Below are 14,369 nucleotides of genomic sequence, written 5' to 3' on the forward strand. Positions count from 1 at the left end.
GAAGTTGAGTAACAATAGATAAAAGATACGGAGTAATAAGTTGAGTATGAAGAAATTAACAGAAACACAGAAAAGTATTATAAAATGGGCATTTGTGCTGGTGCTTCTCGGCTTGATCGTATATGTGTTCCGGGATATGGCAGGACCGATCGCAAAGCAGCTTGTGAAGACAAGCCCTTGGATCGTCGTGCTGATCCTTGTGGCGACATTGCTGTATGGTGTGTTTGAGAGTACGATCACGATGTTATTTGCCAGACAGTATAATCCGACGTTTACATTCAGACAGGCGTTTGGAATGACATATTTTGTGTCATTTTACAGAACGGCGACGCTTGGAAGCGGAGCGGGTGTGTCGGCTCTGGTTTACCTGAATGAGTATGGAGTGAAGACCTCAGAAGCATTTGGTATGTATATGATTGAATATGCAGTGCACAAATTAAGCATCGGAATCATGGCGGTGATCCTGTATCTGCTGCATTTCCATTATATGAATGAAACCTTTGCGGAATATGAAGCATATATTGGAATTGGATTTGTGGCTACAGTTATTATTACGATATGTTTACTGTTGTTTGTATGTGCCGGATGGTTCCATCAGATCTTAAAGAAGCTGATGGATCTGGTGAATTACAAAGGACGATTTACAGAAAAGTTTGCTAAAATCAAGGAACAGTGTGATATCATGGAAACGGAATCAAAGAAACTGCTGCGCCATTGGAAGCTGCTGCTTGGCGTTCTGCTGATCAACATTTGTAAATTTTCCTGCTGGTTTATGATTCCGTATATCGTACTGTACAAGAACGGTGCATTTTCGCCGGATGTGGCACTGGCGATCACGACGGTATCAGTCATGCTGGCGGCAGTTATTCCTACGCCTGCAGGAATCGGTTCCAGTGAGTTTGTAATGATCGCAATGTTTGGTGCGATCGTGGGAAGTGCGAAAGCAGGAGCTATGGCACTGCTATACCGTTTTGCAACATTTGTATTTCCATGTGCACTGGGCGCGGTCTATGCAGCGAAGTTTGCAGTTATAAAACAGAGAAAGAATAAGAAGAAGGAAGTCTGACCCGTATGAAATGTGGGACGGATGGAAAAATATCCATCAGCTATATGCTCGATATGATATATGATGGACAGAAACAGGGTAAATACAGATATGAAAAAGTTGGTGGTGGGTATTCTTGCCCATGTTGATTCGGGAAAAACTACATTATCGGAAGCCATGTTATATACGGCAGGCAAGATCCGTAAGCTTGGACGGGTGGATCATAAGGATGCTTACCTGGATACGGATGCACAGGAGCGGGAGCGTGGGATCACGATATTTTCCAAGCAGGCGGTATTTACATATGATGGCATGGAGATCACATTGCTTGATACGCCGGGGCATGTTGATTTCTCGGCGGAAATGGAACGAACCTTACAGGTGCTTGACTATGCGATTCTTGTCATTAATGGCATGGACGGGGTACAGAGTCATACCGATACGTTATGGAAGCTGTTGAAGCGGTACGAGATCCCGACATTTATATTTGTAAATAAGATGGACATGGAAGGGACAGATAAAGATGCTGTTTTCCCAAATATACGAAAAAAGCTGGATGGGGATTGCGTAGATTTCTCATCCGGGGACAGAGATGAACAGATTGCGATGGCAGACGAGAGACTGTTAGATACCTATCTGGATAGTGGTATGGTTGAGGTAGAGGATATCATCGAAGCAATTCTTGACAGAAAGATATTTCCTTGTTTCTGGGGATCGGCACTCAAACTCTCCGGTGTGCAGGAATTATTGGATGCGATGAATACCTATATGGTGATGCCTGCATATAATGCAGAATTTGGCGGACGGATCTTCAAGATATCGAGAGATGCAAAAGGGGAACGTCTTACCTATATGAAGGTGACCGGAGGAAGCTTAAAGTGCAGAGAGCAGATCGAGGGAACCGAAGGAAAAGTCAACCAGATACGGATTTATTCCGGTGCGCGTTACGAGACGGTAGAGGAGGCTTCTGCCGGAACGGTATGTGCGGTCACCGGGCTTGGTGAGACATCCGCAGGTCAGGGCGTTGGATGTGAACAGGAAAATGTATTTGCCGGACTGGAACCTGTGTTATCCTATAAAGTCAGCTATCCGGAGGACAAGGATGCAGTTGTCGTGCTCCGGGATATCAGGCAGTTAGAGGAAGAAGAACCGGAGTTACATGTTGAGTTTGCACAGGAGACCGGAGAGATCTTTGTGAAGGTTATGGGACAGGTGCAGCTTCAGGTGCTGACACAGATTATAAAAGACAGATTTGGCTATCTCATATCATTTGGTATGGGAAGGATCATATATAAAGAGACACTTGCAGAACCGGTAATGGGAGTCGGACATTTTGAGCCGCTTCGTCACTATGCCGAAGTGCATTTGCTGATGGAACCGTTGGAGCCGGGAAGTGGCATGCAGTTTGATACGATATACAGCGAGGATGTACTCGATAAGAACTGGCAGCGGCTGATCCTGACACATCTGGAAGAAAAGGAATACCGGGGCGTGCTGACAGGCGCACCGATCACGGATATGAAGATCACGGTGACTGCAGGACGGGCACATCAGAAGCACACAGAGGGCGGTGATTTCCGTCAGGCGACATATCGTGCAGTAAGGCAGGGGCTTATGATGGGAGAATGCAGGCTGTTAGAACCCGTGTATGCGTTCCGACTGGAGATTCCTACAGAGATGACCGGTCGGGCAATGAACGATATCACACGGATGCATGGACGATTCGCACAGCCGGAGATCGAGGGTGAAATGAGTATCCTGACAGGAACTGCACCGGTTGCTACGATGCAGGAGTACCAGCAGGATGTAACGGCATATACCAGAGGACAGGGTAAGTTATCCTGTACCTTGCAGGGATATGAGCCATGCCACAATGAAGATGAAGTGCTGGCGGCAAGTACCTATGATCCGGAGCTTGATATGGCAAATCCGGCATCATCGGTATTCTGTGCACATGGAGCCGGATATATCGTGGACTGGTACGATGTGTATGATATGATGCATGTAAAAGAAGATCCGGGATTTGCACTTGCAGGAATGGAAGATGTCCTGCGGAATATAACGTCAGAGCCTACTGAGGCAGACGAGGATAACCGAAAACGGATGGCGCGCGAGCGGCAGGACGCAGGTGCTCCGGTGTATGATGAGAAAGAGTTAGAGGATATATTTGTCCGCACCTATGGTTCAAACAGCCGGGAAAATGCAGCTTATAATAAAGCAGGTTTCAATCGGCATAATAAGAGTGTATCGGAAGCGGACTGGTATGTGAAAAAGGCGGCAGAACATGGTAAAAGCAAAACTACCGGTGCGCAGACACTGTCTGCCGGATCAAAGACGGCGGATACCGGAATTGCCAGACCTGGGGCATACAGGAAGCAAAAGGGCGAGAAAGAATATCTGTTAGTTGATGGGTATAACGTGATATTTGCATGGGATGATCTGAAAGCACTGGCGGCGGTGAACATCGACAGTGCCAGAGATAAGCTGATCGATATTATGTCGAATTATCAGGGGTATGTCGGCTGTGAATTGATCCTTGTATTTGATGCTTATAAGGTGAAGCAGAATCCGGGCAGCATCACAAAGCATGGAAATATCCATGTGGTCTATACGAAGGAAGCAGAGACTGCTGATATGTATATAGAAAAGACGACACATGAGCTTGGCAGAAAATATAAGGTGACGGTTGCCTCATCAGATGGACTGGAACAGTTGATCATCATGGGGCAGGGCGCACTTCGGATGTCCTCCCGTGGGCTTCGGGAAGAAGTAGAACGTGTGAACCAGATTTTGAGAAATGATTATCTCAAATAAAACGGACATGTTTCTGGTATGATCCTGAAAAGATATTAGAGGGAATCGATTCCAAAACAGCTATATGTATGAAATTTGTTAAAAATAGAATGTAAAAGTGAGTATTCTTTTCACAAAATTATATTATATAGATAAAAATATTTGGAATGTTTAAATAAATTTGGAAAAAATAACCAAAGAAAACCATATATTTCTTGAAGTTAATAACAAAATCTGCTAAAGTGAATGGTATGAGCGTACGAATTCAGATGAGATATGGAGGAGGAAGTATGGGAAATAAATTATTTGTAAGACAGATGAAGAGAACCGTTGCCTGCGTTGCGGCAGCAGCTACTGTTTTCTCAATGAATCCGGCAGGACTTCCGTATGCAGGGGGACAGGCTGGGGCATTTGTTGTAGATGCAGCGACTGAGAGTACGGCAGTGGAGATCAGTACATATGAACAGTTTGCAGCTTTGCAAAAGCGGTAAATGCAGGTACGGCAGAGTCATATGCAAGTGTAAAGCTGACAGCGGATATCACGATACCTCAGGAACCACATGGACACCGATCGGTAGTGCAGCTAATCCATATACGGGAGTATTTGATGGGGATGGACATACAGTATCAGGACTTACGGCAAGTATAACGGCTGCAGAATATAATGCTGAGAATGATAGTGTTCCGTTTGGTTTATTTGGACAGACGCAGGGAGCCACGATCAAGAATTTGAAGATGAGTAATGTAGAAATTTCCGGCTCTGCAGGATCGGGCAGTGGTATCTTATGTGGCAGATCAATTGCGACTACGATCAGTGGTTGTACGATTGATAATAGCTGTACGTTTAATGGCAATACAGCAATGGTTGGAGGCCTTGGATGTATGCTTATTGAAAGCACAGTTAGTGATTGTGTTGTTGCGGTGCAGCTTCAGTTGGAAAATCAGGCCCCACCTGCTGGTGGATATGTTTATGTATTAAGTAATTCTCAAATTATAAATAGTATATTTAAGGGCACAATCAAAGGAACTGGTGCTATTTCGCTTACAGGCGGATTTGTTGGAGTTAATAGTGGTTTGATAGCAAACTGTATTTATTCAGGGACTATGACAGCCGCTGGTTATAATATGTGTAGTGCTTTTGCAGGAGAGGCATCGAATTCAGGAACGATAGTTAACTGTTTTGCAAATGGTAAGTTTTCATTAAAGGATGGTTCAACAGGTACTACAACAGGTATTTTCAGAGGAAATGGTAACGGTAATAAAGTTGCAAACTGCATTGCAAATGCTGCTATGGAGCCAATGAATCTGATAGGTGCAGCAGACAATGTTACGGATTGTGTATTCATGGAGTCGTCAGAGATCGCAGCCGGTAATGCTTCTTACAAATTGAATGGATATGCAGCTTCTTTGACAGATGCTGAGAAGAAAGAATACCATACATCTGAATGGAAATCTTTTGTAGAAACAGACAATGGTTCACTGACATTCAGTTCAGAAACCAAGGTTACAAGAAAAGTAACATTTTATGATACAGACAATAATGTGATCAGCGGCGGTTCAAACTTCATGGAGGAGGGCGCAAAACTCGTATATCCGGAGGCAGCAGATCCTTCCTATATTGCATGGGTAGACAGCAAGGGAAGAATATATGATAAGAATTCAGTTGTTGGTTCTGAGGATCTGGAGCTGTATCCACTGACAGAAGGTTATGTGGATTCACTGTTGAATATAAAACAGGTATCGATCACACTGGATAGTGATATTTCTCTGGTATATCTGGTAGATCCGGCTGTTCTGGAACGTTATCAGAATGCGACAATTGTGTACCGGGATGCATCCGGAACAGTACAGGGAGCATCGGGCTTGTCAAAAGAACTTACAAAGACTGTAAATGGCAAGACATATCTGTATGGAGAGTTTACAGGAATTGCAGCAAAGGAAATGACGAAAGATATAACAGCAACGCTTGAAGGTACCAGTGATGGTGGAATGACAAATTGCTACAGCAAGGCTTATACAACCAGTGTTGCTGATTATGCAAAACGGCTGATCGCAATGGATGGCACAAGTAAAGTATTAAGGAAACTGTTGGTTGATCTGGTAAACTATGGTGCATCCGCTCAGACCTATTTTGGATATAACACTTCAGATTTGGCAAATGCAGATTTTGATGATTATCAGACCTATGCGAGTGCAAAACATTCATTAACAGGATTTACAAATTCCGGAAGCTCAGTTACAAATTCCGGTAATGTAAAGATCAGTGGACGAACATTGGTGCTTGAGAACCGTGTTGGTATTGCGGTGATCATTGATACATCTGAATATGAAGGGAATATTGCTGATATTACGATCAATGTCAACGGAACAGGAGTTTCAGATGTTATAGCAGGTCAGGATCTAAAGCCATATGGCACAAACAAATATTATGGTGTTACATATGAGATCCTTCCGACAAAGATGGATGAAACTTATACATTTACAGTTCAGGTAAATGGTGAAGCGTCAGCACGTATGACCTATGGTATATCTGCTTATGCCTATAATATGAGAAACAACAGCAACACAAAGCTGGTTGCATTACTGCAGGATATCATGGAATACGGTAATTCTGCATTAAGCTACTGGCTTGCAAACTAGGAACGATAAGATATTAATATAAAGATATAGGAAATATAAGGAGGGTAAATAAAAATGAAAAAACAGTATGAGGCACCGGTTATGGAGATTGTGGAATTTGAGACAGAGGATATTATTACAACTTCAGGTGAAATAAACAATGGACTTATTATAGATCCAACAGGTGAAAATTAGAGTTATAAAAATATCAGAAATTGAATGAATATATAAAACCGGAGGAGTCTCGTATTCAAGGCGCTTTTCCGGTTATGGAGGCAATCATCAGAGATATGTGTATGCAAGGATACTGGCTGGTTGCCGGTACAAATAAAATACGGGGACAGGGGACGTTTTATACCAAATCCTGCCTCCGTATTTTGTTCATTTGTTATGGGAACGAGGAAAACGCAGCATAGGACAGGCAGGAGTTAGAACAGCCTGAGAAATTGTTATTTATAAAGAGGATATACAATGCAGAAATACATAATGGCACTTGATCAGGGAACAACCAGTTCAAGAGCAATTTTATTTGGGAAAAATGGAGAGATGGCTGCTGTATCACAGAAGGAATTTACACAATATTTTCCGGAAAATGGCTGGGTAGAGCAGGATCCGAAGGAAATATGGGCTTCACAGATGAGCGTAATGATGGAAGCAAGAGAGACACTTGGTATTCCAGTAGAAGAGATTGCAGCGATCGGAATTACGAATCAGAGAGAGACAACGATTGTCTGGAATAAAGAAACAGGAGAACCGATTTATCCGGCTATTGTATGGCAGTGCAGAAGAACCGCTGACCGGATCGATGCATTAAAGGCAGAAGGGTATGATACTGTGATCCGGCAAAAGACCGGACTAATCGCAGATCCGTATTTTTCCGCTACGAAGATCGAGTGGATCCTCGATCATGTTGACGGAGCAAGAGAGATGGCAGAGCAGGGCAAGCTGTATTTCGGTACAGTGGATACCTGGCTGATCTATAAGCTTACCGGCGGCAGGGTTCATGCAACGGATTATACAAATGCATCCAGAACGATGCTGTTTAATATTCACACATTAGAGTGGGATAAGGAATTGCTGGAGAAATTCCGGATACCGGAAAGTATGCTGCCGGAGGTGCATAATTCCAGTGAGATCTATGGATACACGGATGAACGGTTATTTGGCGGTTCGATACCGGTTGCAGGTGTTGCCGGAGATCAGCAGGCAGCTTTATTTGGACAGTGCTGCTTTGAACCGGGAGATACGAAGAACACATATGGTACCGGCTGTTTCCTGTTGATGAATACGGGAGACAGGGCTGTTTATTCCGAACATGGACTGCTTACTACGATAGCGATTGGGCTGAACGGCAAGGTACAGTATGCACTGGAAGGCAGCGTATTTGTCGCAGGAGCGGCGATCAAATGGCTGCGCGATGAAATGAAGCTGATCGAGAAAGCCGGTGATACAGAGAGAATAGCATTATCCGTTAAGGACAGCAATGGTGTCTATGTGGTTCCGGCATTTACAGGACTTGGCGCACCATATTGGGATGCATATGCCAGAGGTGCGATCCTGGGACTGACCAGAGGCACCACAAGGGAACATATTGTTCGGGCAACCGTGGAATCACTGGCATATGAAACCTACGATGTGTTAAAGGCAATGGAGAATGATTCCGGCATGGAGCTGAAACGGCTGCGTGTAGATGGCGGTGCGAGTGCAAATAATTTCCTGATGCAGTTCCAGGCTGACCTGTTAGCAGGGGAAATTGTGCGCCCGGTCGTAACAGAAACGACAGCACTTGGTGCGGCATATCTGGCAGGACTGGCTGTTGGATATTATGACAGTATAGAAGAGATAAAGCAGAACTGGCAGGTGGAGCGGATATTTGAGCCGCAGATCGATGAAGAGATGCGGAGGATGCTGCTTTCCGGCTGGGGAACCGCAGTAAAGCGGGTGCTTTTATAAAATCAGAATTTAGTAGATAGAATTTGTGAGCTGTTTTCAGATGAACAGAAAATAGTTACAAATAGCAGGAGATAAAAATATGACAGATAAGATCAAGACAATACTGGAACAAATGACAATAGAAGAAAAGGCTGACATGGTATGCGGTGCAAGTAATTTCTGCACAGCGGATGCTTCCAGATATGGGGTGCCTGCGATCCGTATGCTGGATGGAGGAACCGGGATCAATTATGAACAGTTGATCGCAGATCTGATCCTTTCCTGGCGTACAAATCCGCGCGATGAGGAAGAAGCATGGCTGATGAAGGATTTTAGTGCAACGGAAGAAAGAAATGTTATATTTGACTATTTTCGTCCGGACAAACTGACAGAAAAAGAGACAAAGGTCTGGAAAAAAGTCCGGGAATATCTGAAGGAACAATTTATAAAGAATACAACCAATAATGATACGACGCTTGCATTTGTTGAAATGGCAGGCGATGCGGCGGCTGATATTATGTCTCCGGCATGTTTTCCGTGTGGCATGATGCTGGGAGCAACCTTTAACCCCGATGTTGTCAATCAGACAGGACATGCACTTGGAAGAGAAGCGAGAGCATATGGTGTGAGCATGCTTCTTGGAACTCCGAATATCAATATCCACAGAGATCCACTGGGCGGAAGACTGTTTGAGGGATTCTCTGAGGATCCGTGTCTGGTAGCGAAGCTTGCTCCGGAATATGTAAAGGGTGTGCAGGCGGAAGGCGTTGCAGCAAATATCAAGCATTTTGCTGCCAATAATCAGGAGAAGAACCGTCAGGGAATAAATGAAACGATATCAGAACGGGCATTGCAGGAGATTTATTTTCCTGGTTTCCGTGCCTGTGTAGAGCAGGCACAGCCTGCGACAGTTATGGCAGCCTATAATAAGATCAATGGAACAGCCTGCACTGCAAATGAATGGCTGTTAGACGGTATTCTGCGTAAATACTGGGGCTTTGAAGGTATGGTCGTATCAGACTGGGGGGCAGTATATGATCCGATCGCAGCGTTAAAGGCAGGCAATGATCTGAATATGCCGGGAATCACAGCAGATCCGGAGAAGGTTGTTCAGGCAGTAGAAGCCGGGGAGCTGATAGAAGAGGAGCTTGACCGGAATGTGGCGAGAGTGCTGGAGCTGATGGACACCTATGGTTCACCGGAATGCTATGATATGTCAGCACAGTATATTATGGATATGTCGAAGCAGGCAGCATATAAGGCAGCCTGTGAGGGAATTGTATTATTGAAAAATGAAAATGGAATCTTCCCGATCCGGTCGAAAGGAAAGGCGGGCAATGATTCTGTATTTGAAACTGTATCAGACGAGGAGGTAATGTCCGGGGTTGTTCTGTGCGGAAGCGGAGCTATCCGTTTATATGACTGTGGTACCGGAAGTGCAGGTATTACGACAGATAAGGACAGCAGCATCTACGAGGGGCTGATCCAGAATGGTGTCGAGGTGAGTATCGGAATACCGGCAGCAGGGAAGCGTGCAGGCATTTCCACCTATATCTGCGTTGCCAGAATACCGGGCATGGAAGGAAATGACCGGAAGAATATGAAGCTGTCCGCGGAGGATGCACAGATTTTGAATCAGATGTTAGATCTGAAACGGGAAAATCCTATGGTCAAATTAGGATTGATCTTAAATGTAAGCGGCCCGGTTGATCTGGCACTCTGGGAGCATGAGCTGGATGGTATTTTCTGTATGTTCCTTCCGGGAATGGAGGGCGGACATGCGATGGCAGATATTTTAACCGGACGTGTTAATCCATCCGGAAAGCTGCCGCTGACCTTCCCGAAGAAGCATAAGGATACACCGACGTATCTGAATTTCCCCGGGGATGGATATCAGGTCAATTATGGAGAAGGGATTTACGTCGGATACAGATATTATGATAAGAAGATGGTAGAGCCGTTGTATCCATTTGGACATGGCTTATCCTATAGTCATTTTGAGATCAGCAATGAGCGTGCAATCGCAGATTCTGTTCCGGTGGAACTGGTTTATCCGGATGGCAAAGTGGATAATAAGAAGATGCCGGTGCTGACGGATTCTCTCCGGATCGCTGTGGATGTGATCAATCAGGGACCGGAAGAGTTTTCAGAGGGTATGGAAGTCGTTCAGCTTTATATCAGTGATCCGTATGCGACGATATCAAAGCCTGTAAAGGAACTGAAAGCTTTTAAGAAGATCCGGCTGGCATATGGTGAGCGTGAAAAGGTGACATTCACATTGACGAAGGAGGATTTTGCATCCTTTGACAGTGACCTGCATCAGTGGGTAGCAGAGGAAGGCGTCTATAATATTCTGATTGGCAACAGCTCCCGAAATATCGTGTGCAGTATGCCTGTTTATCTGGATGCGAAGACAGAGTACAGCTACAGTCTGCAGACACCGATCAAGGTGCTGTATGAGAATACCGTGACCAGAGAACACATGAATCATCTGTGGTTCAGACTGGGACTTGATCCGGCGGACATTGATAATAAATACGAATATGAACCACATACCAGACTGATCAATCTGGTTCATCTGAAATGTGAGAATCCGGATCAGGAAGTACTGGATGAATTCGAACTCCGGGTTGGAAGCCTGAAGCGGGCGTAAAGATATATTATTATTAAAAGCTTCCGGGCACTCCATCCCTGCTGCATACTGCCTATACGAAATAACTTGCTGCGATTTCTGCTCATTGCACATGTCTGATTCGTAAGTGCTCCTGCGCAAACTCACCTTCGGTGAGAACCTGCGCCCGCATTTACTGACAATGTGCAGTGAACAACGAAATTCTCGCAATGTTATTTCGTATAGGCAGTATGCAGCAGGGGTGGGATGTCCGGGAGCTTTTTCTATGATAGGACAGTCATCACGGAACTTTAAAGTGAAAAAGTTTATTGCGTTGAAGTAAAAAAGTGCTTGCATTATTTTAAAAAGCTGTTATACTATACTCACACCAACGCGTTAAAGTGAGAAAATAAATAGAAAGAGCGTTGGATACCCCTGAGAGTTTGATCGGCTCATCAGGTGATAAAAAAGATTTAGGAGGAAACAGCGATGATAGGCGGAGATATGATCACGTACAGACCTGATATTCAGGTGCTTGATGCTACAATTCGAGATGGAGGACTTGTCAACGATTTTTATTTTACAGATGAATTTGTAAAAGCACTTTATGAAGCAAATTTGAAGGCTGGTGTTGATTATATGGAATTCGGCTACAAGGCTTCCAAGGAGATGTTCGATGTAGAAAAGTTCGGAAAGTGGAAGTTCTGTGACGAAGAAGCCATTCGCAGTATAGTCGGAGAGAATAATACAGAGATGAAGATATCTGTTATGGCTGATGTCGGAAGATGCGATTACAAGACAGATATTATTGACAGAGCAGACAGTGTTATTGACATGATACGTGTGGCTACGTACATCAACACCATGCCTGCTGCGATCGAGATGATAGAGGATGCACATGCAAAGGGATATGAGACGACCTGTAACATTATGGCGATCTCAAAGGATCAGGAGTCAGAGATCGATATCGCTCTTGAGATGTTAGGCAAATCAAATGTAGACGGAATCTACATTGTAGACAGCTACGGCTCTTTATACCCGGAGCAGATCCAGAGACTGACACAGAAATATGTGGCAGTTGGAGAGAAATACGGTAAGAAGATTGGTATTCATGCACATGACAACATGAAGATGGCATATGCAAATACTGTTGAAGCAATGAGACATGGAGCAAGCATGTTAGATGGAACGGTAAGCTCTATGGGACGAGGTGCAGGAAATTGCGCGATGGAATTGCTGCTTGGCTTCCTTCGTAATCCAAAGTACAATCTGTACCATATCCTGAAGTTCATTGAGCGTTACATGGTTCCGTTAAAGGAAAAGGGTGATGCTGTATGGGGCTATGATGTACCTTACATGCTGACCGGTATGCTGAACCAGCATCCAAGAGAGGCCATTGATTTCATCAAACAGGGCAAACACGAATACGCTGACATGTACAGCTACTTACTTTATCGTGAGTAAGAAATAAGTCGAAAAGAGATCCGGGAAAAATCCCGGGTCTTTTTTGTCCACCTGAGTGCAAACGGGAGAAAAGACCTGTACAAAGCCGGGGGTTTGTGGTATTTTTTACTATATGTGTTTTGACAGTCGATTAGGTGCTGTCAGGCGGTAAGAAACGAAAAATAGATTTGATATAAGAGGTGGCAGATAAGATGGATTATAACAAATTAGCAGAATTAATATTCCCGGATATAACAGGAACGGTAGACGATCTCGAAGCAAGATTTCCAAAGAGAGACTTGCCGGAGGGTGCGAAGGTAACGAGATTTGCGCCAAGCCCAACCGGATATATGCATATCGGTGGTTTATATGCTGCTATGATATCAAGAAAACTTGCAAAGCAGAGCGGTGGTGTGTTCTATCTTAGAATAGAAGATACAGATAGAAAGAGAGAGCTTGAAAATGGCGTGGAGGAGATCATCAATTCCTTAAACAAGTTTGATCTTGGATTTGACGAGGGACCATTTGAAGGAAGCCCTGTCACATATGCACCATATAAGCAGAGCGAGAGAAAAGAGATCTATCAGATCTGCGTTAAGAAGCTGATGCAGGAGGGATATGCATATCCTGATTTTACAACTGCGGAAGAACTGGATGCGATAAGAGCAAAGCAGGAGGCTGCAAAGGTAGATATCGGATATTATGGAGAGTATGCAGTTGGCAGAAATCTGACATACGAGCAGATCGAGGAGAAACTAGCAGCCGGAGAACCTTATGTTGTCAGACTTAAGAGCCCGGGCGAAGCAGGAAAGACGGTTGTTTACAGTGACCCGATCCGTGGTAAGATCGAGATGCCTGAGAATATGATGGATGTTGTACTGTTAAAATCTGACGGAATTCCAACCTATCATTTTGCACATGCAGTAGACGATCATTTCATGAGAACAAATATGGTCATCCGTGGTGATGAATGGCTTGCATCCTATCCGCTTCATAAGCAGTTATTTGAACTGTGCGGATTTGAACTTCCTGAGTATGCACATATTTCACCAATTATGAAGATGGAAATATCCGTGGATGAGGATGGAAATGAACATCAGCATAAGAGAAAGCTTAGTAAGAGAAAAGACCCGGAGGCAGCCGTTGGCTTCTATCAGGAGCAGGGCTATCCATCCGAGAGTGTACTGGAATATCTGATGACGATCGCCAATTCCAATTATGAGGAATGGCATGCAGCAAATCCTGATAAGACGATCGATGATTTCACATTGTCACTTGCGAAGATGCCGGCATCCGGTGCATTATTTGACATGGTGAAGTTAAATGATGTCAGCAAAGAGATGATCTCCACATTTTCAGAAGAAAAGTGCTATGAGAAGATCATGGCATGGGCAAAAGAATTTGATGAGAAGCTGTATGAATTTGGCACAAATGATAAAGAGAGCTTCTTAAAGACGATTAGCCTTTGGAAGATGTCAGGAAATAAAGTCCGTAAGGATGTTGGTAAGTGGTCGGATCTGGCAGAGATGTTCGGCTATCTCTATGTGCCGGAGGATGAACTGAAGCTTTCCTACGAGATCGACGAGAAGTATAATGCAGATCAGATGGCAGAGATCATCAATGAATATAAGAAGGATCTGTTCTTAGATGCTGAGAACTGGTTTGCCGAGATGAAGGTTATGGGTGATAAGCTTGGCTATTGCCCGAATGTCAAGGAATATAAGAAGAATCCGGATGCTTATAAGGGATCGATCACAGATGTCTGCACGATCGTTCGTGTGGCAGTAACCGGTAAGAAGAATTCACCGGATCTTGCTACGATCATGAACGTAATCGGCAAGAATCGTACGATCGGAAGACTGGACAAGTTTCTGGCAGCAATCGGCAAGTAAGATAATAGAAATACAGGCAGAGTTTTATATATCT

At 44.2% G+C, this 14,369-nt stretch carries 8 protein-coding genes; all 8 read left to right on the forward strand.

Annotation, left to right across the window (positions count from 1 at the left end; genetic code table 11):
• Positions 1–46 precede the first annotated feature (46 nt).
• Positions 47–1,066 carry a lysylphosphatidylglycerol synthase transmembrane domain-containing protein gene (locus tag DW959_RS03315; protein ID WP_117808280.1) on the forward strand — a complete coding sequence of 340 codons (1,020 nt, stop codon included), beginning with the start codon at positions 47–49 and terminating at the stop codon, positions 1,064–1,066.
• Positions 1,067–1,156: 90 nt separating this feature from the next.
• Complete coding sequence (locus tag DW959_RS03320) at positions 1,157–3,859, forward strand: TetM/TetW/TetO/TetS family tetracycline resistance ribosomal protection protein (RefSeq protein ID WP_243023322.1); 2,703 nt, start codon at positions 1,157–1,159, stop codon at positions 3,857–3,859.
• Between the two features lie 269 nt (positions 3,860–4,128).
• Positions 4,129–4,329: a hypothetical protein gene (locus DW959_RS03325; RefSeq protein WP_118483299.1), complete on the forward strand. Its 201-nt coding sequence runs from the start codon at positions 4,129–4,131 to the stop codon at positions 4,327–4,329.
• Entirely contained in the window at positions 4,298–6,478 is a 2,181-nt protein-coding gene (locus DW959_RS03330; RefSeq protein WP_118615388.1) for a hypothetical protein, read from the forward strand. The genes DW959_RS03325 and DW959_RS03330 overlap by 32 nt, the downstream gene beginning before the upstream one ends.
• Positions 6,479–6,928: 450 nt before the next feature.
• A complete protein-coding gene (gene glpK, locus DW959_RS03335) occupies positions 6,929–8,410 on the forward strand; it encodes a glycerol kinase GlpK (RefSeq protein ID WP_117822214.1) in 1,482 nt (493 codons plus the stop codon).
• 79 nt (positions 8,411–8,489) lie between these two features.
• Complete coding sequence (locus tag DW959_RS03340; protein WP_117822213.1) at positions 8,490–11,042, forward strand: glycoside hydrolase family 3 N-terminal domain-containing protein; 2,553 nt, start codon at positions 8,490–8,492, stop codon at positions 11,040–11,042.
• A 447-nt stretch (positions 11,043–11,489) separates the two neighbouring features.
• Positions 11,490–12,464 (forward strand): aldolase catalytic domain-containing protein, encoded by a 975-nt coding sequence (locus DW959_RS03345; RefSeq protein ID WP_008400103.1) that lies wholly within the window; start codon positions 11,490–11,492, stop codon positions 12,462–12,464.
• A 191-nt stretch (positions 12,465–12,655) separates the two neighbouring features.
• Positions 12,656–14,335, forward strand: coding sequence for a glutamate--tRNA ligase (gene gltX / locus DW959_RS03350; protein ID WP_021944786.1), 1,680 nt, complete (start codon positions 12,656–12,658; stop codon positions 14,333–14,335).
• Positions 14,336–14,369: the final 34 nt, after the last annotated feature.

The sequence above is a fragment of the Clostridium sp. AM46-21 genome (assembly GCF_003480025.1).
GTDB lineage: Bacteria > Bacillota > Clostridia > Lachnospirales > Lachnospiraceae > Coprococcus > Coprococcus ammoniilyticus.

Excerpts from the sequence above, each read along its gene's own strand:
- DW959_RS03315 (WP_117808280.1), top strand. The coding sequence starts at position 47 with ATGAAGAAATTAACAGAAACACAGAAAAGTATTATAAAATGGGCATTT.
- DW959_RS03320 (WP_243023322.1), top strand. The coding sequence starts at position 1,157 with ATGAAAAAGTTGGTGGTGGGTATTCTTGCCCATGTTGATTCGGGAAAA.
- DW959_RS03325 (WP_118483299.1), top strand. The coding sequence starts at position 4,129 with ATGGGAAATAAATTATTTGTAAGACAGATGAAGAGAACCGTTGCCTGC.
- DW959_RS03330 (WP_118615388.1), top strand. The coding sequence starts at position 4,298 with ATGAACAGTTTGCAGCTTTGCAAAAGCGGTAAATGCAGGTACGGCAGA.
- glpK (WP_117822214.1), top strand. The coding sequence starts at position 6,929 with ATGCAGAAATACATAATGGCACTTGATCAGGGAACAACCAGTTCAAGA.
- DW959_RS03340 (WP_117822213.1), top strand. The coding sequence starts at position 8,490 with ATGACAGATAAGATCAAGACAATACTGGAACAAATGACAATAGAAGAA.
- DW959_RS03345 (WP_008400103.1), top strand. The coding sequence starts at position 11,490 with ATGATAGGCGGAGATATGATCACGTACAGACCTGATATTCAGGTGCTT.
- gltX (WP_021944786.1), top strand. The coding sequence starts at position 12,656 with ATGGATTATAACAAATTAGCAGAATTAATATTCCCGGATATAACAGGA.